Annotated in this window: 20 protein-coding genes; 17 read left to right on the top strand and 3 right to left on the bottom strand. The window is 37.0% G+C overall.

Annotated features, from left to right (window positions below; genetic code table 11):
* The first annotated feature begins 51 nt into the window (after positions 1-51).
* From NQZ71_RS22635 to NQZ71_RS22610, 6 genes are all read left to right on the top strand, one after another.
* The gene (locus NQZ71_RS22635) at positions 52-693 is read left to right on the top strand and encodes a class II aldolase/adducin family protein (RefSeq protein WP_260055274.1); all 642 of its coding nucleotides are present in this window, start codon (positions 52-54) and stop codon (positions 691-693) included.
* Positions 694-706: 13 nt separating this feature from the next.
* Positions 707-1,984 (top strand): four-carbon acid sugar kinase family protein, encoded by a 1,278-nt coding sequence (locus tag NQZ71_RS22630; RefSeq protein ID WP_317012486.1) that lies wholly within the window; start codon positions 707-709, stop codon positions 1,982-1,984.
* 69 nt (positions 1,985-2,053) lie between these two features.
* Positions 2,054-2,935, top strand: a complete 882-nt coding sequence (locus NQZ71_RS22625) for a LysR family transcriptional regulator (RefSeq protein ID WP_144457216.1) — start codon at positions 2,054-2,056, stop codon at positions 2,933-2,935.
* Between the two features lie 21 nt (positions 2,936-2,956).
* The gene (locus tag NQZ71_RS22620) at positions 2,957-3,631 is read left to right on the top strand and encodes an aspartate/glutamate racemase family protein (protein ID WP_317012485.1); all 675 of its coding nucleotides are present in this window, start codon (positions 2,957-2,959) and stop codon (positions 3,629-3,631) included.
* Positions 3,632-3,792: 161 nt separating this feature from the next.
* Positions 3,793-4,713, top strand: coding sequence for a hypothetical protein (locus NQZ71_RS22615; RefSeq protein ID WP_317012484.1), 921 nt, complete (start codon positions 3,793-3,795; stop codon positions 4,711-4,713).
* Between the two features lie 207 nt (positions 4,714-4,920).
* Positions 4,921-7,002: a TerD family protein gene (locus NQZ71_RS22610; RefSeq protein WP_317012483.1), complete on the top strand. Its 2,082-nt coding sequence runs from the start codon at positions 4,921-4,923 to the stop codon at positions 7,000-7,002.
* Between the two features lie 739 nt (positions 7,003-7,741).
* On the opposite strand, the gene NQZ71_RS22605 is transcribed toward NQZ71_RS22610, so the two are convergent.
* A complete protein-coding gene (locus tag NQZ71_RS22605; protein ID WP_317012482.1) occupies positions 7,742-8,221 on the bottom strand; it encodes a hypothetical protein in 480 nt (159 codons plus the stop codon).
* 70 nt (positions 8,222-8,291) lie between these two features.
* Here NQZ71_RS22605 and NQZ71_RS22600 point away from each other — a divergent pair, with 70 nt between their 5' ends.
* Entirely contained in the window at positions 8,292-8,756 is a 465-nt protein-coding gene (locus NQZ71_RS22600) for an HTH domain-containing protein (RefSeq protein WP_275008872.1), read from the top strand.
* A 600-nt stretch (positions 8,757-9,356) separates the two neighbouring features.
* On the opposite strand, the gene NQZ71_RS22595 is transcribed toward NQZ71_RS22600, so the two are convergent.
* Complete coding sequence (locus NQZ71_RS22595) at positions 9,357-10,172, bottom strand: alpha/beta hydrolase (protein ID WP_317012481.1); 816 nt, start codon at positions 10,170-10,172, stop codon at positions 9,357-9,359.
* A gap of 120 nt (positions 10,173-10,292) precedes the next feature.
* On the opposite strand from NQZ71_RS22595, the gene NQZ71_RS22590 reads away from it, so the two are divergent.
* From NQZ71_RS22590 to NQZ71_RS22565, 6 genes are all read left to right on the top strand, one after another.
* The gene (locus tag NQZ71_RS22590) at positions 10,293-11,909 is read left to right on the top strand and encodes an ABC transporter substrate-binding protein (protein WP_317012480.1); all 1,617 of its coding nucleotides are present in this window, start codon (positions 10,293-10,295) and stop codon (positions 11,907-11,909) included.
* 88 nt (positions 11,910-11,997) lie between these two features.
* Positions 11,998-12,960, top strand: a complete 963-nt coding sequence (locus NQZ71_RS22585) for an ABC transporter substrate-binding protein (protein ID WP_394374155.1) — start codon at positions 11,998-12,000, stop codon at positions 12,958-12,960.
* Between the two features lie 64 nt (positions 12,961-13,024).
* On the top strand, positions 13,025-14,035 hold the full coding sequence (locus NQZ71_RS22580) for a FecCD family ABC transporter permease (RefSeq protein ID WP_317012479.1): 1,011 nt from the start codon (positions 13,025-13,027) through the stop codon (positions 14,033-14,035).
* A 13-nt stretch (positions 14,036-14,048) separates the two neighbouring features.
* Positions 14,049-15,044 carry a FecCD family ABC transporter permease gene (locus tag NQZ71_RS22575; RefSeq protein WP_317012514.1) on the top strand — a complete coding sequence of 332 codons (996 nt, stop codon included), beginning with the start codon at positions 14,049-14,051 and terminating at the stop codon, positions 15,042-15,044.
* 9 nt (positions 15,045-15,053) lie between these two features.
* Entirely contained in the window at positions 15,054-15,788 is a 735-nt protein-coding gene (locus NQZ71_RS22570; RefSeq protein ID WP_317012478.1) for an alpha/beta hydrolase, read from the top strand.
* A 356-nt stretch (positions 15,789-16,144) separates the two neighbouring features.
* Positions 16,145-17,548, top strand: coding sequence for an MFS transporter (locus tag NQZ71_RS22565; protein WP_186304140.1), 1,404 nt, complete (start codon positions 16,145-16,147; stop codon positions 17,546-17,548).
* Positions 17,549-17,587: 39 nt separating this feature from the next.
* Here NQZ71_RS22565 and NQZ71_RS22560 read toward each other — a convergent pair whose 3' ends face one another.
* Positions 17,588-18,757 carry an ROK family transcriptional regulator gene (locus tag NQZ71_RS22560; RefSeq protein ID WP_127738653.1) on the bottom strand — a complete coding sequence of 390 codons (1,170 nt, stop codon included), beginning with the start codon at positions 18,755-18,757 and terminating at the stop codon, positions 17,588-17,590.
* Positions 18,758-18,990: 233 nt separating this feature from the next.
* On the opposite strand from NQZ71_RS22560, the gene uxaC reads away from it, so the two are divergent.
* The 4 genes from uxaC (at position 18,991) to NQZ71_RS22540 (ending at position 23,507) form a co-directional block, all read left to right on the top strand.
* Entirely contained in the window at positions 18,991-20,397 is a 1,407-nt protein-coding gene (gene uxaC, locus NQZ71_RS22555) for a glucuronate isomerase (RefSeq protein WP_317012477.1), read from the top strand.
* A gap of 220 nt (positions 20,398-20,617) precedes the next feature.
* Positions 20,618-21,442 (top strand): AraC family transcriptional regulator, encoded by an 825-nt coding sequence (locus tag NQZ71_RS22550; RefSeq protein WP_317012476.1) that lies wholly within the window; start codon positions 20,618-20,620, stop codon positions 21,440-21,442.
* Between the two features lie 14 nt (positions 21,443-21,456).
* Positions 21,457-22,344 (top strand): sugar phosphate isomerase/epimerase family protein, encoded by an 888-nt coding sequence (locus tag NQZ71_RS22545; RefSeq protein WP_144457252.1) that lies wholly within the window; start codon positions 21,457-21,459, stop codon positions 22,342-22,344.
* Complete coding sequence (locus NQZ71_RS22540; RefSeq protein WP_317012513.1) at positions 22,344-23,507, top strand: Gfo/Idh/MocA family protein; 1,164 nt, start codon at positions 22,344-22,346, stop codon at positions 23,505-23,507. The genes NQZ71_RS22545 and NQZ71_RS22540 overlap by 1 nt, the downstream gene beginning before the upstream one ends.
* Positions 23,508-23,525 lie beyond the last annotated feature (18 nt).

Raw genomic sequence — 23,525 nt, 5'->3', positions numbered from 1 at the left:
ATAAAAACCAAACGGGTATCTGTTTGGTTTTTTATATAGGAGGATGAATTCATGAATAGCAGAAATGAGCTGATAGCATGTGGCAAATATATGCTCAATAATAATTTGGCATGGGGAACATCAGGAAATATCAGCAGCAGAGTCGATGGAAATACAATGCTGATAACTGCTTCAGGCACCTTTATGGGGGATTTGAAAGACGAAGATTTTGTCCTATTTGACCTTCAGAATGAACAAAATTTAAGTGAACGAAAAGCCTCGAAAGAAACGCCAATGCATACAGGAATTTATAAAACAAGGCCAGATGTACAAGCGGTTATCCATTCATCACCATTCTATACAACGCTCTTTGCATGCAGTAAAGAACCAATACTGGCAAACCTGTTTATTGAAAACTTTTATTACCTGGAAAATATCGGCTATGTAGACTATTTTCATCCAGGAACAAGAGAGCTAGGAGAAGCGATAGCGGAAGAGGCAAAGAAATCTGATGTCATCATGATGCGAAATCATGGTGTAGTAGTAATGGATTCCTCCATTTCTGAAGCTTTAATGAGAATAGAAACATTAGAAATGACGTGCAGAATGTTGTTAACAGCAAAATCCAGTGGGGTTGAATTACATTCGCTGCCAAGCGTTAAAGTGACAGAGTTTTTGGAAGAGTCCCTTTATAAGCCAAGGATTAAACGATAAGGAGGCCATTACGATGATTGGTGTAGTAGCAGATGATACAACTGGCGCAAATGATATTGGCATCATGTTTTCAAAAAGCGGCTATAAGGTAAAGGTGCTTACCTTTGAAGAAAATATGGAAATAGTTAAAGATGCAGATGTAGTTATTATTGATACAGACAGTCGCTTAGACAGTCCAAAAACTGCTTATGATAAGGTTTTTAAAGCAACCAAGGTTTTACAGAATGCAAATTGTTCGATGTACTACAATAAAACATGCTCCGTGTTTAGAGGGAATATTGGTGTAGAATTTGACGCCATGCTTGATGAATTGGAAGAAGATTTTGCGATTATTTCACTATCCTTTCCACAAAACGGCCGAACTACCGTAAATGGGATTCACAAGGTTAACGGGAATAGACTAGAAGATTCAGAGTTCCTCCATGACCCTGTTCATCCAACGATAGAGTCAAACTTAGAATCCATCTTGAAAAAGCAAACGAGAAGAAAAGTGACTTCTATTTATTTAGATGTAGTCAGAAAAGGTCCCGAAGAATTAAAAACGGCGATTGAAAAGGCAAAAAACGATTATCAGTACGTACTCATTGATGGGGAAACACAAGAGGATCTAAACATTATCGCCCAAGCTGCAGCAGGATATAAAGTTCTCGCTGGAAGCTCTGCCTTAGGAGAGGAATTGCCTAAAGCTCTGCCGAAATCAGAATTTCCTCATTTAGCTAGCACTGTATCAATAAAGGATGAAAATGGAGTTCTAATTATATCCGGAAGCTTAACACCGCAAACAAAAGAGCAGACGAAAGAGTTAATAGATTCTGGGATTTCAGCTATCATCGTTGATTCAAGAAAAATTTTAGACAGCAATTATCAAGGAGAACTGGACAAAGTATATAATGAAGCGAATTTGCTATTGAAAGACGGGCAAGACGTGTTAATTATGGCGGAAAATAATCCAAGCATTGTAAAGGAAACAAAGGAAATCGGAAAACTAAAGGGTTTAAGTGAATTAATTATTAGTAAAAGAATCTCCAGCTTTTTAGCTGCTGTTGCTAAAAGACTGACTGATACTCTCAATTTAAAAAGAATTGTCGTTGCGGGCGGAGACACTTCTGGCACTGTATGCAGGCATTTAGAAATTAAAGGCAATTATATTGTGAAGGAAATTGATACAGGTGTGCCATCTGGCTTAGTAATTGATAAAGAAATGTTAATTGTCCTTAAGTCAGGCAGTTTCGGTAAAAAGGACTTTCTTATTAAAGCGGTTACACACCTTGAAGAACTAACTTCACTGTAAGTGCGCTTTCTAAATCAATTAACGTTCTATATAATTTAAACTAGAGGTTATGATTTCAGGAGGTATAACATGGACAAACGAGATTGGCAGATATTGCAAAAGTTATACAAGGAAAAAAATATAACAAAAGTTGCAGAAAGTCTGTTCATGTCACAGCCAGCACTTACAAAAAGAATTCAGCAAATTGAAGCAGAATATAAGGTAACAATCGTTCATCGCAGTAAAAAGGGGATTCAGTTCACACCTCAAGGAGAATACCTCGTAAACTATGCAGATGAAATGATAAAAAGAGATATAGAAGTACAGGATCATTTAGCTAATATGGATGACGAGATTTCCGGTACATTACGGTTAGGTGTTTCAAGCTTCATAACAAGAAAAATCCCGCCTGTTCTTAAAGAGTTTAAATCAAGACATCCAAAGGTCAATTTCAGCTTAACAAGCAAATGGAGCAGCCAAATTTTTAATCAAGTGTATAATCACGAAATCCATATTGGCTTTGTACGAGGTGATTATAAGTGGATTGGCGGTAAAAGATTATTATTAGAAGAGAACTTATCGCTAGTAGCTCATAGTAAGGTTGATTTGGAAGACCTGCCATCATTACCGCGTATTGATTATATATGCGATGTTAAGCTTCAAGATATGATTGATACATGGTGGTCAGAGAACTTTTCTGTACCCCCGAAGGTAGGTATTAAAGTAGATAAGACAGACACTTGCCGTGAAATGGTAGCACATGATTTAGGATATGCAATAATGCCTAGTCTAGTTATTAAAAACACAGGTAATTTATATCAGCTACCATTAAATGACAAGGATAATAACCCAATCACCAGACATACTTGGATGTTCTATAACCAAGATGACTATAATTTAAAATTAGTAAAAACATTTATTGAGTTTATGGACGAAATAAACTTTCAAGATATGATATCGAAGCAAGCTTAAAAAAAGGATGGAGTGTGGAACATGAAAAAATATAAGGTCGGTTTGATCCATGCTACACTGAACTCAGTTAACCCAATACTGGAAGCTTTCGCAAAGAATTTCCCTGAAATTGAAACGCTTAATTTCATGGATGAGGGACTGCTCAAAGCATTAAACAAAGAAGGGGAAATTACCCCTGCATTAGTAGAACGCTTTGCGAGTTTGCTAGGGAGAGCGGTGGAGACAGAGGTGGATGGAATCCTTCTATCCTGCTCTGCCTACAGTCCAACAATTACAGAAATGCGCAAAAGATTTCCCCAGCTTCCAATTGAAAATGTAGATGACGCGATGATTGAACAAGCAGTAAAGCTCGGAAGCAAAATAGGTGTGGTTGCCACAGTAGCAACTGCAGGACCAACCACAGAAAAAGCCGTACTAGAAAAGGCAGAAGCTTTAGGAAAAGAAGTAGAGGTGCTTGTTGAAGTTAATACAGCCGCTTTTACTGCTCTAAGTAAAAAAGACTATGAAACACATGACAGTTATATTGTAAGCAGTGTCAATAAACTGCTCAACAATCAAGTCGATGTTATTATATTGGCCCAGCTTTCGATGGCAAGAGCAACGACTGCTTTGAAGGATGTTGAAATTCCAATATTGACTAGTCCAGAAATAAGCTCTAATAAGATTGTCAGTGAGCTAGAATCATTTTATCGTTAAATAATAGGAAGACCTTCATCTAAATGGAGGTCTTATTTATATTAGGATACACAAAAAAAATTATAAATTAATCATAATTACCATGTTATACTTATATTGGGATTATAATACAGAGAAAAAGCTGGAGAAATCCAAAAACTCTCCAGTCAGGGGGATCATGTGTGATTGCATCTATTGTTTACATCGTGTTAGTTGTTGGAGGGTTATTGTATTTAATCAAGAAAAAGCGTGATACAGAAGCAAAATTTCCATTAAAAATAATTGGTTATTATATTTTAGGTGTATTTGCATTTAAATTTAATGGAATTGCCTTGCCGCTTGGCTTTATTATCTATTTACTGTTTTTCCGGCCTAAGGTAAATGCAGATATTAAACGACAAGCAGCCATCTTTGGTTTAATCATATTTATCATTGTTCAATGGATTACACCAATTACTGTCTATATGTGGGAAAGCCGTACGATAACAATCGAGCATGAACTAGAATCGGCGTTTACGATTGATTTTGCGGAAGAGAATGAATTGATTACGAAGGAATTAAAACTAGAGGAGAGTGATATAAAGCTCGATAATTTTAGTATGAACTACACCCAATCTGGAAATATAACTGACTTAAGCTGGGAGATGCTTGGGGAAGAAGACAATGAGTATGATTATTATAGAATTCAATACTTTACTGATAAGAAAGAATACGAAATATCTAAGAGTCATCATGAAGAATGGAGCCAATTTGTGTTTCTAGTGGATACAAAGCATTACTTCGAAAATTTGGATTTGCTTGATATTCAAGATATTACAATTGCCAAGGGTAAGTTTTCTTCATATAAATTATTCAGTTACGGAGAAAGATCACAATATGACTTTGCCGAAAATGAACCACATGACATTTCAAATGGAGAAATAAAGAAATTAAGTAAAAAACAGTTGCCAGTTGATGCTTTTTATATTTCCACATATGCTTTGAAGAGAATGAGCGAGGAGACAGATGAACAAGGTAATATCATACAAGAAGGCTGGGAAGGAACTGAATTCACAGATTATCTATTTGATATCACTCCTATTGAGGATGAAGAGGATTTTTAATATTGAATACTGTATTAATAAAATAAATGAGGGGGATACTGATTGTTCCCTTGAAATTTGTCATTCTAAGCTAAACCTTTGAAAAGCCTGCCTCATTATATATATACTATAAAATTCCCAAATTATAATAAAACTGGAAGCTATTATTTTATTTTCCTCCTAAATAATGTTATAACTAGAAAGGTATTTATTTATAAGAGGTGAATAATGATTAATCAAATCTACTTACGAAGAAAAAACAAACTCATACTTAACAAAAGCAATGAACCCACACCGCAACTCCATTACATAGCCACAATCGCAGCTAATTTCGAGTCACTGGGCTATTCACTGTCAAAGCCTGTCATAGATATCCTTTATACATATTCCACAGACCAGCTTAACGAATTCTATTTATCGACTTTCCAAAGTTTGAAAGAGTTATTGGGTGCTGATAAGACCTATAAGCCAATGTATCCTAATTTTCCGCAACAGGTAATGAAAGCAAGTGATGCAGAATTATATATGAATGCACTTATTCATTACGCTTCTTTAGGTAAGATTCTGCCTCATTATGAACAACAGACAAGATTGCCATTATATGACAGGACAAATCTAAAGCTGATTGCCCTTGGTTCAATGAACGATTTTCTGATGATTTTCCGGAACCTACTCTCTTCAAAAACATCTTTATCAAAAAGTGATAGGGAAGATTTAGCTTATGTTTTTGCTAGTTTGCCAGAACATGTTGAGCAAATAATTCCGCAAGACATTCCTCTTAAGGAGAATGTTGCACTGCTCGGAAAACTAATAGTCGAAAACAAACTTAACTACAAACCGCTGAATCAATATGTTAAAACGGCGACAGATGTGTTAAGAATTGCAGTGTCTCTGTCTGATGGAGACATCAGTTTAGCGGCGAATACGCGTTTTAAGAGCTTTAAAAGAAAAGAAAGGCGTTTATTATTAGCTTTACTTGAAAATTGCGGAAGCATCGAAGAGGATATGAAGCGATATAAAAACAGATGGATTAGATTAGGAGAGCGACTGCATCCTGCAGAATACAAGCAATTTACAAAAGCGAACAAAGCATTTTCAAAGCTGAGAAACAATGAGGATATTCCTACATTTAATGGGCTTGTTGCACAGGCACTGCAAAATAACCAAATAGACGATGCGATTAGGTTATTATCAAAAAGACCAGGGGAGTTTGCCCGCAAGCTTGATCAGCTTCTACGCATGCATCCCCAACCTCAGTCTGTGATAGACAGCTTTCAGCTAGTGACTGATAAAGTCGAAACGACTGTACTACTGCAAGTAAGAGAGCATTTCAAGCACAGAAATAAAGACAAAGAAAAGAGGTCGTTTTTCCCTAAAGGGAATGTTGCTAAGATGTTTGTAATTGATAATACATTGCCTGCAATAGACGAAAATGTTTGCGAAGCTGCTGTCTCTGTTTGCGAAAACAGCTTGATTGAGGCATACAAGCAAAAGGAGCCGCTTGGAAAGGTTTACTTGGATGAAGCGCTCAAAAATTATATTGTTCCATTTTCGCAGCGCTCTGCAAATAAGTCGATAAAATCTGTTGTCAGAGGCTCAAAGATTGATATAGCTGAGTCAACAAATACAATTAGAACCTTTTTATATTGGAAGGACGGGTCAACTGAATGGGGCACAGATATCGATTTATCCGCTGTTATGTATGACGACTCATGGGGATACTTGGAACATGTTTCGTATACAAATTTAAGGTCAGCTAAATATAAATCATGTCACAGCGGAGATATTACCTCAGCACCAGCTGGCGCTAGTGAGTTCATTGATTTAGACATACAGTCGGTTCGGAACTTTGGCGGAAGATATATTGTGTTTTCCATTCACTCTTTCAGCGGGGAAGCTTTTAATGAGCTGCCAGAATGCTTTATGGGCTGGATGAGCAGAGAAAATCCTAATTCTGGGGAAATATATGAACCAAAAACAGTTGAGAACAGACTGGATATTACATCTGATTCCATGATTTGTATACCAATGATTCTTGATTTATATGAGAATAAAGTTATTTGGACAGATATTGCACTTCGGAATGAACCAGATTATGCTAATAATGTAGAAGAAAATCAAATGGGTATGGTTTTGATGGGGAAGGCGTTAACCACACTCGTCAAACCAAACTTATATGATTTATTTAAGCTTCATATTGAGGCAAGAGGAGAACTTTCTGATAAGATAGAGGAAGCAGATTTAGTTTTCTCTGTTGATAAAGGGATAACCCCTTTTGATCTTGATATTATTGTTGCAGACTATCTATAATTTACATATTGGGCTATTATCCATCTTCCTTCTAACTCTCGTATCTTTCAAAAATGTTAGATGGATAGCTTTCCCGATTGATATTAAGGCTATGCCATACCTTCCTTCTTAAACTCTCAAGTTTTATCGAACTTAGGTATGGCAGTTTCCTTGTAAAGTCAGGCTCTTATTAGGGTCTGGCTTTATTTATTGTAGTTTTGGTTTTTTATCACTCTGAAACAAGACGCATTCGTTTAAGATATGATTCCATTCAGCATCTTTAATAAATTTGGCCATTGAAATCTGGTTAAGAAGCGAAGTAAGGCATTCAAAAAGAGAAAATTGCTTTTTATCCTGGTTTATTAATAAATCTTTATTCGTTTTCCAGGAAGAAAAGTCTTCGAAAAGTTCCCAAATAAATGACTCTGGCTAAATTAATGGAGGCTGATGTTGGGATGGTTGTTTGTGTATAACGGAATTCACTATCACATCTTTTAATAATAAATCCCTGTTTTAACATTATTCCAATTTATAGGCTTTAAGCTTTCTTTGGATGGACATTCACTCTGGTGAGAGGGTGTTATATAAATTAGTCGTAATTTCTTCTGATTCAGGTTAGAAAAAAATGTATCTGTTTCAAAAACACGTAAAGTTCTAATGTGAAATCATGAAATTTTATAGCTTCTCAAGCACCAACATATCCTGGATCTTCCACTATAAAGATAGAGGAATTCTCCATACTGGTTTATTAGCTATAAATTTACTTGGCTTTCCATTTTAAAGCGGAGCCACTTGGAATAGTTTGTGCTACACCTTTGTTAGTTAGGAGCTTACCCGAAACAATTTGTGCAAACATTGTATGTCCTTTCAGATGGGGCACATTTAGGTTTCCTGCTCTAGTTTTTAAATCATGATAACCGTCTCTTTTGCCACTAGTCAGATCTGTAACATGAATAGTTGCTTTAAACGAACCGAATAAATATCCTGGCTTCATAATAACAGTCCATTGTATTTGTTTTGTATTAGGAGTTACCCAAAATTTGATGTCAGCCACTTTCTTTACTACAGCTGCTTTTTTAGGCGAATCAATCAAACTATTTATATCTTCGTAAACTGGTATACTGAATTCTTCTATCATGGGGCTCTGATTTTGTTCAGTTACATCTTCAGCTTGAGTAATAACAGGTGTGATAGTAATTAATAAAATTGATAACAATAAAAAGCTAATAACTTTTTTCATAGTTCTCCTCCTTTTATAATTGTCGCAATAATTGTATAATAAATACAAAAATTTGATAAGGGGTAAAGATATGAAAGAGTATAAGGATGAGATAATTGTCGAAAGTTGTTCACAAGTTGAAGGGTTTAACAGCTTTTTAAAAGAGAAAATCCTAGCTGTTATAGAGAATTTTCATGTGAATGAAAATCAAATTCCAAAATTATTAGGAATCTCTACTGAAATGGTTAAACAAGTTTTACAAGGGAATCAAGAAGAAATTATATTGACTGATGAAGAAATCAGTATTATTCTTCATCGTACTATTTTCTTAACGGAAGGCTATTCTTTGTTAGAGCCACAAGAAAGGATAAAGACACTAATAGCATCACCACTTAAGGATGAATATGGTTTTACAGATAAAAGTTTAGCTGCATATGCTGGGGTTCCCTATAAAGTGTTTGATACATTTTATAATCAAAATGAAGAAATAGAAAAAGAGCATCTAGTTAAAATTTGTCTTAATTTATTTATGTTGAGTAAGTTATTCGAGGACTAAAGTTTCATAATAAGAATGTGATACATTAGTTTGATTAAAAGTTGTTCAAGTAAAAGAAAGGGAAATATATTCTTTACTTTCTTAAAGGTTCTTTAGTGACATAAAAAAAACACCCCAAAAGTTAGATTTCAACTCTAACTTTTGGGGTGCATCACTTTCTTAACGTTTTTTATTTTAATATTAACTATTCTTTTTTATAACCTCTTAAAACAGTAAGAATTACTAGAACTACAAAAATAGAAATCAAATATTATAATAACGTAACATTAAAATTAGTATATAGTAATGTAACAAAAGATTTAGTTATGTTTGAAATTAGTTCGACAAAATAAATTATTGTACTAATGTAATAAAAAACTCCTAAAGAATTTAAAAACTAAGGATTTGAGTTTCTATTTCTGTTCTACCAACCTTCATTAAACTTAAACATCGCTACATTGGCTAAAAGCAAAGAATAACCACCCCCGCGCCACAAACGTAAGGATAGTTCTTCTTCCTAATCTAATATATTGCCAAGGCCAAGGAGTTACCGCTCCTTGGCTTTTCTTATTTTCTCATATCATACACATGCTGCTATTCACTCAAGCAAAATCAACCCAGTTATTTAATTTGTGTTTTTATATCATTAACAAAAAGTATCGATTTATTAATGAGCGGGAGGAGAACAGTCATATGATCTTCACCGGGAAATTCGAGGAATTCACTTTTAAACACGGCAGTAGTATGTTTTTGAAGCTCATCATTAAGCATTTTCGCTTTTTCGTTCATTTGTGAAAAATGATCTCTTTCCAATTCTCCGCTCGTAATCAGCAGATTCGCTTTCATCTCGCTTGCCAAAAACTGCTGCTTTGCTGTGTTCAGAAACGCTTCATTCCAATGGATGGAAGGACTGCTGGCAATATAATATTGAAACGACGAAGGCGATGTGAACAATGTTGATAGGACAAATAATCCACCAAGAGAATGGCCGATAATCGCCTGGTTCTCCTTATTGACATCGTACTTTTGTTCAATTTGCGGCTTCAATTCTTTTTCAATAAACGTCAGAAAGTACTCGCCGCCGCCCGCTTGTGGCAGCTCTCTATCAATAGGGTAATACGATAAAAAATCAATGTCTGGTGAAAACGTTAAGTCATAATATCTATTGTCATTAAATGGACCAGTTGTTTCATAGCCGATGCCTACAATAATATGCGGTTTTTTGCCTGTTATGTCTGCTCTGCTTGTTTGCAGGTTCATCGTTTCTGTAAAACTGGCAAATACAGAATTTCCGTCTAAAACATACATAATCGGAAAGCCATCATCAGGTGGCGGTGAATCAGGAACAGACACAAATATTTTATAAATACGCTTTATTTCTTGTGAACAGATAGACCAGGTTTCCGTGTGAGGTAAAGCATATGGCTCTGTTATCATAGTTTTCTCCATTTCCATATTTGATAGGTTATCTTTATTAATTGGATAAAATTTGGTACTATTAATGAAAATGATTATCAATATCATTCATATTTTAAAGGGAACTGGTGAGGAAAACAAGTGGCAACCATAACAAATCATAATATTTGGAAAAACATCTACTTAGATTTGAACAGTATTAATCGTATTCAGAAGCAAAGGAAAGAAAATAAAATCACTTCTTATTTTGAACTAATCTATATTCATGCTGGCAGGGGCACATTTACGATTAATAAAGAAGAAAAACACTTTGCCAGCCATCAGCTGCTTTTAATACCGCCAGGCAGTACATATAAACTAACATTTGCTAGTGAAGTGGATTATTATCTTGTTTCCTTTCAAGTATTTATGAAGGATATGAAAGAAGAGGCTCAGCCTTCATTAGCCGGATTGGCGTGTATTCAGCAGCAGGTGATTCCGTTTCATCAAGTGATAGCGGGACTAATAGAGGATTTATACCGCCTTAAAGGAGAGGAAATTCCACACCTGCATTTCCTGCAAAAAGCAAAGCTAAATGAAATGTTTTTTCATTTATTATCATATAAAAAGCACGTAACACCTAATGATACTCTCTTAGCGATCGAGGAAACAAAAATATATATGGATATGCATTTCAATGAAAAGTTAAAGATTGATACGCTGGCACAACAGGCAGAGCTTAGTCCGAAATACTACTCAGAAATGTTTAAAAAGCAATATGGGATTACAGTTAGCGACTATATTACAAGATTGCGTGTAAATAAGGCAAAGCAGTTATTATTAATGACAAAGGACAGTATTCGTATCATTGCCAGCTCTGTTGGCTATGCAGATGAATTTTATTTGAGCAGAAAATTTAAACAAGCTGTCGGTATATCTCCATCAGCATATCGTGAGAAGCGAAACAGGAAAATCGCCTCATATGACTTTGCAACAACAGGACATTTGCTTGCACTGCAAATACTTCCATATGCTGCACCTATTCATCCGAAATGGACACTTGACTATTATGAACAATTTAAAGATGATATTATCTTTCACCTTGAGTCATATCGAAAACATACGGAATGGGGGAAAAACATTGCAAAGCTACAAGAGGCAAAGCCAGATCTAATCATTGCGAAACAGGATATAACTGCAGAGGAAAAGGCAGAATTGGAAAAAATCGCTTCTGTCTTTTATTATTCAGAAAATGATAATTGGAAGAAGCAGTTTTTCCAAATTGCAGAGTTTTTGAATTGTACAAAAGAAGCGAAGGAGTGGATGGATAACTATGAAAGGCATGTTGAGCGTACATCTGTCCAATTAACTCCCTATTTCAATGATAAGAAAGGACTAGTCATCAGCCTTTTCAAGGATAATTTTTATTTAAATCGCTCCAGAACGGCTATTGAGGTTATATTTGAAGAACTGCAGATTGCTTCATCTCAAGCTAAAAATCAATGGAAGCATAATGAGGGCACTCAGTTAGATAAGATTATCAAATGGCAGCCTGATTTTATTCTGCTGAATATACGGCAGGATGAGGAAACACTGAAATATTGGCAGAAGCTAAGGAAATCGTCAGAGTGGAACAATATAGAAGCAGTCAAACGTCAGCAGGTATATTTTATCCAATCAGACCCGTGGAATGAATGCTCTGCAAGCTCGCATATACGGGTTATTGATAATTTAGTAGAGTTGATTACGGAAAAAGTACAAGGAAAAGAGAGGAAATAATCCATGTTCCAATAAAAGATAGTTTTGTATAATCCTAATTGATAGTGGTTATCAATATCAATTAGACTATATAAAGGGGAAGATACTCGTGAGAAAATATGCACTTATTATAATGTTAGGAATACTGCTAGTTATAGCAGCAGCCTGCGGGAAAGAAGAATCTGCAAGCACTGATGAAAAAGCAGCTGCGTCAGAAGAGGCAAGTGCTGATACAACAAAAACGATTACTTTCTTAGATAAAGAATATGAAATTCCAAGCAACAGTACAAAAATTGTTGCAGCAAGTCAGGAAGCAATGGAGGATTCTGCAGTTTTAGGTGTTAAACCAGTTGGGGCAGTTGCAACCGGTGGCGAGTTTCCGGCCTTTTTAGGTGATTCTATGTCAGAGGCAGAGGAAATTGGTGACAAATTCCAGCCAAGTACAGAAAAATTACTGCAATTAAAACCTGATGTTATTCTTGGTACGAGCAAGTTCCAAGCAGATGTTGCCGATAGCTTGAACAAAGTTGCGCCAATGATTCCGATTTCTCATATTTCTACACATTGGAAGGATAATCTGCTTGTGTTGGCAGAAATTACGAACAAAACAGAGGAAGCAGAAAAGTATATTGCTGATTATGAAGCAAATGTGAAGGAGACAAAAACTGCAGTTACTGAAAAACTAGGTGATAAGGAAGTGCTGATGTTCCGAGTACGTAATGGCAGCATTACTATTTATCCAGAAAGTGTTTATTTCAATCCTGTTCTTTACACAGATTTAGGACTTACAGTTCCAGAAGAAGTGAAAGCAGCAAAAGCACAGGAGCAAATCTCCCTGGAAAAATTAGCAGAAATGAATCCTGATTATTTGTTTGTTCAATTTGAGGATTCCGAAAATCAGGAAAATAAAGATGCATTGAAGGATTTAGAGAGCAATGCAATTTGGAAGAAATTAAATGCAGTGAAAGACGGTCATGTATATGAAAATGTCATTGATCCGATGGCAGCAGGCGGTACTGCTTGGAGCAAAACAAATTTCCTTGCAGCATTTAAAAAGGAATTAGGTCTGTAAAAAAAACAAGTACTTGTCCAGCAATTGCCGGACAAGTACTAATTGTTTATAAAGGTGAATCGGTATGTATCATAAAAAACTAGCAACCTATTTAATTATCCTATTATCACCAGTCTTATTTGCAGTAGTAATCCTTCTATCGATTCGATATGGGGCAACAGATACGAGTTTTAAAGATATTTTTGCGGCTATTTTTCACTATGATCAAGAAAATATGCAGCAGACAATCGTAAGGACATCAAGAATACCAAGAGCAGTCGGCGCCTTGCTTATTGGGGTATTGCTGGCAGTATCAGGTGCTTTAATGCAAGGGATTACGAGAAACTATTTAGCGTCACCATCGATTATGGGTGTGACAGACGGCTCTGCCTTTTTTATTACAATCTCGTTTATTTTTTTGCCTAATTTGTCTTCCTTTCAATTATTATGTCTTTCGTTTTTAGGCTCTCTGTTTGGTGTAGCCCTTGTTATGGGCTTGGCAGCTTTCGTTAAGAACGGATACTCGCCTGTCAAGCTGGCAATTATCGGGACTATCATTGGGACATTTCTTAGCGGGGTATCCTCAAGTCTTGCCTCCTATTTTCAAGTATCGCAAACAATGAGCTTTTGGTACAATGCGAGACTTCACCAAATTGATTTGAATTTACTAACCTTTGTCATTCCATTTGGCATAATCGGTATCATAATCGCCATTCTTTTGTCCAAATCAGTGACAATCCTATCCTTAGGTAAGGATTTGGCAACAGGCTTAGGGCAAGAAACTCGCTGGATTCAGCTGTTATCAATGGCAGCTGTCGGCTTAATGACTGGGATATCTGTTGCGCTTGTTGGAAAGATAGGCTTTATTGGACTGATTATTCCCCATATTACGAGATTTCTAGTAGGCAGCGACTATCGGGCAGTTATCCCGTGTGCTGGCATACTTGGAGGAGTATTTTTGGTTTTCTGTGATGTGATCAGCAGGTTTGTCAACTATCCGTTTGAAACACCTATTGGCATCATAACATCCATCATCGGTGTTCCTTTCTTTCTTTATTTAATCAAACGGAAGGGAGGAGGCTCTCAACGTGTTTAATAAAAGATTTTACATAATTGTTGCTGTCTTACTTGCGTTAATACTTGCAGCGGGGTATTACAGCATCACAAATGGCGTGTACCCAATCACCTTCAATCAATTCTTTGAAAGTATCTTCCGCTTGCAGCAACAGGAGGATATTGATTTAGTTATTTTCGAATTAAGACTGCCAAGACTTGTACTTGCCTTACTGATTGGCTTTGGACTTGGAGTTGGAGGTGCAGTCCTGCAGGGGATAACAAAGAACGGGCTGGCAGATCCAGCAATTCTCGGCATAAACAGTGGAGCAGGAGCCTTTATTGTTGCATATATGATCCTTTTTCAAGGCACCTTTTCTGGAGATCAGTTGTTGATGAAGCTGCTTATGCCGCTGATTGGAATGGTCGGCGGGTTATTTGCGGCAAGTATTATTTTCCTGTTAGCATGGAATCGAATTACCGGCCTTGACTCCCAGCGGCTGCTTTTAACGGGGATTGCTATTAGTACAGGGTTTGGATCTCTTTCAATGTTTCTATCCTTGAAGATGAAAGCACAGGATTTTGAAATGGCAACAGTTTGGCTAAACGGAACAATTTATAATGCTACATGGACTTATGTTGTTTCGATTCTGCCTTGGTTTTTGCTTGTCGTGCCATTTATTATCATTAAAGCCTTCAAGCTTGATTTATTTAGACTGCAAGAGAATGTGATGAAGGGGCTTGGCATACAGGTCGAGAAAGAAAAATGGCTGTTAATGGCAGGTGCAGTCGTTTTAGTTAGCTCCTGTGTTTCTGTTTCTGGAAGCATTGGATTTATTGGCCTTATTTGTCCTCATATTGCAAGACTTCTTGTCGGTTTAAAGCACCGCCATTCCTTGCTGGTTTGTGGGCTTGTCGGTATGCTGCTCCTGACAGTAGCTGATTTTATCGGCAGAAGTGTTGTCGCGCCTGCAGAGATTTCTGTTGGGATTATTTTAAGTATAATCGGTGCACCATTTTTCATCTTTTTGTTAGTTAAAGCGAAAGTGTAGGAGGCAAAAATGGAAGAGATTATTGAAAGAACCGTTGCTGGCAGGAAGCTGTATATTTATTTGCCTCCCAGCTACCATCAAACAGATCATCATTATCCAGCAGTGTATGTGCATGATGGCCACTATTTATTTTCTCATAATCTCGAAAGATTAAAAGAAAGCTATTTCCGCCAAGAAATGAAAGAAGTGATTTTTATTGGTATGGAACCGATTGATAGACTTCATGAGTATACTCCGTGGCCTGCAGAGAGCTTAACATCAGATTTTCCAGCTTTTAAGGGAGAAGGAAATCGATATTTGCAAGAATGGAAGAATTCTATTAAAGCATATATGGATAGCAACTACCGCACAATTCCGAATATGAAGGAAACAGGTATGCTTGGCGCCTCTCTAGGTGGCCTAATCACACTGTTTGCGCTGTTTACAACAGGTTACAAAATAGGAAAATACGGTTTAATTTCCCCATCCTTATGGTTTCCAGACATACTTAAATACATGGAAACACAAGACTGCAAAATTGAGGGGAAGAAGCTGTATTTATATGTTGGCAGTGAAGAAGGAAAAGGAAAAACGAATATTCAAAATAACATGGTTCAAGCTGTAAAAGACGCTAATGACATCCTAAAGCAAAAGGGGTTCTCACAGGATAATCTCCATTTTGAAATTAAGCTACTTGCTAATCATCATCGTGAATTCTTTATCGAGCAATTTTTCACTGCTTTACGCTGGCTATACAGGCAATGATTGCGATGCTTCTTTAATGAAGACATCGCATTATTTATATCCTGTCCTAAAAAATAATAGCGCTTTCAAAAAAGTGTTTGACGAACGAGTAAGAGGGTGTTAATCTAATAACGACCAATTAATTAGTTCATTAAACAAATTAATTATGTTTAATAATAATTAATTATGGGTTGTGCATTTTCTCTAAAATGTAAGGGTTTACAAAATGGTTAAACAGGGGGGAGGAGCTAGTTTTCTATTTTGACGAAAGTACTGCATGCTAGACTTTTTTATGCCTCTAGAGACAATTGCATATGCACGAACTGATTTATTTGAAATTTCCGTCACTAATTACAATTCTGTATGGAGGGATACTGATGGCTCAAACTAATAGAGAGCTGGAAATACCGGATGTAGACAGGAAAGTACAAAAATTTGGAGTGAAAGATCAGTTAGGCTATTTGTTTGGTGATTTTGGCAATGATTTCTTTTTTATCCTAGTAGGTTCATTTCTTATGGTGTATTACACAGATGTATTTGGTCTCAGCCCTGCAATGGTAGGAACGATTTTTCTGATTGCCCGCCTTTGGGATGCAGTGGCTGACGTAACATGGGGTCGTTTTATCGATACGAGAAAGCCAAGCAGACATGGTAAGTTTAAACCATGGATTTTCAGAATGTCGTTTCCTCTCGTCTTTTCGGGTGTGTTGATGTTTATACATATCCCCGGCATGTCAACAGGATTTTATGAGGCATATGCCTTTGTGACATATATATTATGGGGAACACTTTACAGCACAGTGAACATTCCATATGGATCAATGGCTTCTGTCATCACAAGTGATCCTGTCGAGCGTACGTCGCTGTCCAGTTTCCGGACAATGGGAGCTACATTAGCAGGGTTAATTGTAAACGTGGTGGGTCCGCTAATCATTTTTGTCGACAACAAAGCAGATCCTAACCGTTTTTTCTTAGCAGCGATAATTTTTGCGATCCTTTCTCTTGCTTGTTATATGGCATGCTATAAGATGTCTACCGAACGTATTACGGAAACGAGAGAGCAGAAAAAAACCTCTCTTAAACTTACTTTAAAAGGGGTCGCAAAAAACAAGCCACTGCTCATCATTCTTTCTGCCTCTTTAGTATTTATTATGAGCTCCATGTTAAAGGGCGCAGTCGATGTGTATTTGTTCAAAAACTATTTCGACAATGCTAAAGCATTAAGTATTTCAGGACTGATTGCAACAGTTGCAATGTTTATTGCAATATTGATCGCAAAACCGCTCGTCGCAAGATTTGGAAAAAAAGAGGTGGCGGCAGCTGGTTTACTGCTTTCAGTCATTGATTATCTACTACTCTATTTTTTAGCAGACATTAGTGCTATTCAATTCCTTGCGATATCTGCTGTTGGAATGTTTGGATTTTCTTTTTTTGGTATTGTCGTTTGGGCATTTGTCACAGATGTCATTGATTATCATGAATTTATAACAGGCATGAAGGAAGACGGAACGATTTACTCTATCTATTCATTTGCGCGAAAGGTAGGGCAAGCAGTTGCCGGGGGCTTAGGCGGTACAGCACTTGCTGCAGTTGGATATAATGCATCTTTAGATGTGCAATCAGAAAGCACTCTGCAGGGTATTCATACACTTGCAACCCTTTTGACAGCAGGCTCTTTATTTTTGGTTTTCTTGCTGCTAGTGTTCTTGTACCCGCTCAGTAAAAAGAAAACGCTCCAGCTTGCACAAGATCTTGCTGACAGAAGAAATTCAGGCAAATAAGCCAAGAAGGGATAGCTGGTTGCAGCTATCCTTTTTATTTTAAGCATCGTTTTCAAGCGTGAAATTGAGCATAGGTACATCCAAAAAGTTTTTGATAGCCAAAGCACAAGCTCCTAAAACGACAGCACCTTTCCCTAGTGGAGAAATCAATAACCCTTGATAATGGCTCGTGGAAGAGGACAAATTTGCTTTGATTTTTTCAAGCGAATCAGGATAAATTCGCAGCAATTCACTCTCAAGCACAAGTGTATCAGGATTGTACATGTTAATTAAATTATTCAGTCCGATGGAAAGATAATAAAGAAGCTGTTCCATCAAGTCAATTACCTCTTCATCACCACTTTCAATCCAGGCTTGAATTTGGTCATAAGTCAGATTTTCTATCTTCCTTGTTGAGGATAAATGGTCAAATATACTTGCTTCAGATGCATATTTTTCCCAACAGCCTTTGTTTCCACAATTACAAGGCTTACCACCAGGAACAATGATCATATGACCTGCTTCTCCGGCGAAACCATCATGGCCACGGAAAAACTCATCATTCATCATCATGCCGATACCAATACCAGAGTAAAGAGTTGTACATAATAAATACTCCGTCTCATGGTGCTGATATACACGTTCTGCAAAGGAACAAAGATTAGCATTGTTCTCTATATAAATAGGAATGTTTATTTCCTTCTCCAAATCTGCTTTCAAATGAATGTTGCTCCAGTCCAAACGAGGAACAAAATGGATATTTTCATCCTTTGACACTAATCCGTGAATTGCGATGACAATGCCGACAATTCCATATTCGCTTTCAGGCGTACTCTTAAGAAACTCTTTTATCGCCTCTATAAGGATAGGTAAAATCTTATCGTAATCATTTGTCTTTAGTTCAACAGATTTAGTGGAAACTGGCTGGCCGAGAAGGTCTGACAGAATGAAAGAAATCTTACCGCTGTCGAGATCAATGCCAAGAGCGTATCCAGCATTTCCATTCAAGGACAGCATTATCGGTTTTCGGCCAACAGAATTATGCTCAAGCTGTGTCTCGACAATTAACCCTTCAGCGAGAAGATCTGCCACCTGAACAGAAATTGTCGCTCTTGTTAAGTCTGTAACCTTAGATAAATCAGCTCGTGATATCATTCCTTCCTTAATGATATTTCTTATTATTGAGGAGCGATTGAGTTTTTTTATGTATGCTGCATCACCAGTAATCATGTAATCCTCCAGTGTTTTATATATTGATATATTTAATATTAGACTACCCGTATTATACCAGCAACATTTAACTTAATTAAACGTGTGTTAATTGTGTTATCGTCATTGACGAACAAATATAAACATGTTACATTATGGTTGTAATTAATTAGTTTAGTGAACAAATTAATATAAAGTAAAATGTAAATGCTTACAATTCATTTTAAAAACTACTGTAAGGGAGAGGGGAGCATATGAAAAAAAAGTTTCTCGATGTTGATTTTTTGCTAGATAGCAATACGGCAAAACAGCTATATGAAAATGCTGCTAGCAGTTTACCAATCTTTGATTTTCATTGTCATTTAGATCCGCAAGAAGTTTGGGAGAACAAAACATACGAAAATCTGACAGCATTATGGCTTGGTGGAGACCATTATAAATGGCGAGTGATGCGTATACACGGTGTTGATGAAAAGTATATTACTGGAGATGCCAGTGATTGGGAGAAATTTAAGGCTTGGGCTGAAACCGTGCCGTACTTGATTGGAAATCCTTTGTACCACTGGACACATATGGAGCTGAAAATGTACTTTGGAATCGATAAACTGCTTAGTCCAAAAACAGCACAAGACATTTATGAGCAATGCAATGAGATGCTAAAGACTGCACAATATACGGCAAGGGCATTGATAGAAAAATCAAATGTTAAATTCATCGGAACAACAGATGATCCTGTTTCTCCATTACATTACCATCAATTATTAACGAAAGATGAAAGCTTTAAGACAATCATCGCTCCTACCTTCCGACCTGATGGAGCACTCTTTATCGAAAGACCAACATTCAGTGAATGGTTGAAGAAATTAGCAGCCGTATCTGGTATGCAGATTCATAATATAGACGATTTAGTGGCTGCACTTAAAGACAGAGTTGATTACTTTCATGAAAATGGGGGACGTGCATCAGATCATGATATCCCTAAAATGGAGTATGTATCCATAACTAAGGAAGAAATAGACATCATCTTCGATAAAGGTTTAATTGGAAACCAGCTATCTGAAGATGAACTAATATGCTATCGTTCGTTTTTGTTGAAAGAGCTTGGGAAAATGTATGCTGAAAAACAATGGGTCATGCAATTACATATAGGTGCAATGCGCAACACGAATACAAAAATGAAAAAGCTTATTGGAACAGATACTGGTTTTGATTCAGTCGGAGAAGCAAATCATGCCCATGGACTGGCTGCATTCCTTGATAGTCTTGATATGGAGGATGCTTTGCCAAGAACGGTTTTATACAATCTTAATCCGAAAGACAATGCAGTGCTTGCTGGCATGGTTGGAAACTATTCAGAAAAAGGTGTATCAGGAAAGATTCAATTTGGATCAGGCTGGTGGTTCAATGACCATATCGATGGCATGGAAAGGCAAATGAAGGACTTAGCAAATGTAGGGATGTTGAGTCATTTTATTGGTATGCTGACAGACTCAAGGAGTTTTTTATCATATGCCCGTCATGATTATTTCCGCAGAATCATTTGTAATATTATCGGCAATTGGGCGGAGAACGGATTGATCCCGCATGATTCCGAGCTGCTTGAGGAAATAATTCGGAACATAGGCTTCCATAATGCAGAACGATACTTTCTAGTTAGATAATTACTAGAAAGTGCGATTCAGTAATTTTACTGATACTGCTTTCTAAAAAGCAATATCAGAAAAAAAAACAGCAAAACTCAGCAGTTTTGGCGAATGTATTATGCTTCAGAAAGCAATACAATAGAAGCAGGTACTTATTTTTAAAAAAATGATAACGCTTACCTTAAAGAGGTGGTTTTTACTGGAACAATGGTTATTGGCAAATTACAGGATGCGAGGAATGGAGCCGGCAGGCTTTGAATTTCATTCACATCGCGAATATGAAATTTATTTTTTTCACTCTGGAGACTGCAAATACCTCATAAATAACCGGATTTATGAACTTCAGCCTGGAGACATTTTACTGATGGACGGTTTGACCCTGCATAAACCGAATCCATCCTTAAATACTCCTTATGTTAGAAGCGTCGTCCACTTTTCACCAGCTTATTTACAAGAAATTTTGCAAGCCCTTGGCATGGAGATTCTGCTTGCCCCTTTTCGAAAGCTGAACAACTGTCTCCTTAGAACAAATTACGATCGTTCCGCAAAGCTCGTCGAAGAGAAAATGAGCAAAATTGGCAGTTTATTCGCAAATAATAACAAACCTGGGTATTGTCAAGCAGACATTCAAGAGGCACAAGTTAAGCTGGAGCTTGTTCAGCTTTTAGTAGAAATTTATAAAATGAGTCAAAACGATTTGCAACTGATTCCAGCAAAAAGAACAGAAAAGGAAATCCATGCAGAAATGATAGCAGCTTGGATTGATAATCATTTTACCGAAAAAATCAGTTTGGAAAGATTAGCAAAGGAACGCAATCTAAGCAAGTATTATACATCCCATGTCTTTAAGGAAATTACTGGGTTTACTGTAATGGAATACTTGATGGGGTGTCGTCTTAACCATGCTAAATATTTACTGGAGGTCGAGCCTCAGCTCACATTAACTGAAATCGCACACAAATCAGGCTTTGAGAACATCTCCCATTTCAGCAGGTATTTCAAGGAAAAGGTAGGAAATACGGCAAAAAAGTATCGAGCACTTAAACGGGAAAAAAAAGTTTAGGAGGATGAACGAATATGAATGAGCTATTGATTTCAGGATTTTCAGATGAAATTTCAGCTGATTTTGACACACAGCTTGAGGTTGTGAAGAAGCTTGGCATGCAATACATATCATTGCGCGGAATTGACGGCAGAAATATTGGTGACTTTTCGGTTGAGGAAATAAAGGAAGCTGTTTTACCACGTTTACAAAAGGCTGGTATTGGTGTTTCTTCAATTGGCTCACCGATTGGGAAAATTCTTATTGATGATGAAAGCGGCTTTGAGGAACAAAAGCAAATGCTCCACACAATCTGTAAGATTTGTAGCTTGCTTGAATGTAATTATATCCGTATTTTCAGCTTTTACATTCCGAAGGGGGAAGAAGCAAATTTCTATCGAGATACTGTTATAAGTAAATTAAAGGAATTTGCCGAGATTGCCAATCAATATGAGGTGATTTTGCTGCATGAAAATGAAAAGGATATATATGGAGACATCGGTATTCGTTGTAAAGAAATACTGCATGAGGTTGGCTCTCCTTCTTTTAAAGCGATATTTGATTTTGCTAACTTCATACAGTGTGGGGAGGAGCCAAAAGTATGCTACGATCTTTTGCAAGACGAAATCATTTATATTCATATTAAGGATGCAGTTTCTGCTACTGGACAGAATGTAGTGTGTGGCACGGGTCAAGGGAGGATTCCTGAGATTCTTGCACTAGCAATTGACAATGGCTATAAAGGCTTTTTGACGCTTGAGCCGCATCTTGTATTATTCGAGTCGTTAAAGGACTTGGAGCTGGAAGAATCGCTTCACTTTATCGAAAATAATAAAGCGCTCACAGGTGCTGATGCATATAAACTGCAATATGAGGCGTTGTTGGAAATCCTTAAAAAAATTACAAGCAGGGAGGAAGTATGATGGGAAGCAAAGTGAGATTAGGTGTGATCGGATTAGGAGCACAGGGCGGAGCATACGCTGACTATTTGGCAGAGGGAAAAGTAACGAATATGGTGCTTGGAGCAATTTGTGATATTGATTCAGTGAAAAAGTCGGTAGCGTCTGAGAAGTTTCCTAGTATTCCTTTTTATGATAACTATATTGAAATGCTTGAAAGCGGTGCGGTAGACGCAATTGTCACTTGTGTTCCTCATTATTTGCATCCTGAAATGGCGATTGAAGCAATGAAAAGAGAGATTCATGCACTTGTTGAAAAGCCAGCAGGTGTGTATACAAAACAAGTTAAAGAAATGAACGATTTTGCAGCAACAAAGCCTGAATTAACATTTGGGATTATGTTTAATCAAAGGACAAATCCACTTTACCAAAAACTAAAAAGTTTAATAGATAGTGGAGAAATTGGCAGTATTCGTCGTACAAACTGGATGATCACAACATGGTGGAGGCCGCAAGGATATTATGATCAAGGAGCATGGAGAGCGACTTGGGAAGGAGAAGGCGGCGGTGTTCTTGTCAATCAGGCACCACATCAGATTGATTTGCTTCAATGGATTTGCGGTATGCCTAAGAAAGTGTATTCTAATGTGAAATATGGCTTCCAGCGCAATATTGCTGTAGAAGATGAAGTGACGGCATTGCTTGATTATGGCAATGGCGCAACAGGTGTATTTATAACATGTACACATGATCTCATTGGTACAGACCGTTTTGAAATATTGGGTGATAACGGAAAAATCGTTGTTGATGACAGCAAGAAAATTACGATTAAACGGCTTGCTAAACCAGAGTCGGAAATGAGTGCAACGATGAGTATGCAGGATGTGGCGAAAATATTTATGGGCGGCAATACCGAAGAACTCTTTACAGAGGAAGTTCTAGAATTCGAGAGCGTTTGGGGAGAGCAGCATATCGCTGTTTTAGAAAACTTTGCAGCTAATATTATAGACGGAACGCCACTTATTGCCAATGGTGCTGATGGAATAAATGGGGTTGCACTGGCAAATGCTATCCATCTTTCAAGCTGGTTAGACAAGGAAGTAGAGCTTCCGATTGATGAAGAGGTGTATCTAGCTGAGTTAAATAAAAAGATTGAAGCTGAAAAACGAAACCCAATTAAAAGCTAAAACGTGAAGGGAGGATTT

This window comes from Niallia taxi, from assembly GCF_032818155.1.
Taxonomy (GTDB): Bacteria; Bacillota; Bacilli; order Bacillales; family Cytobacillaceae; genus Niallia; species Niallia taxi_A.
This window is presented reverse-complemented; position numbering and strand designations above follow the sequence as displayed.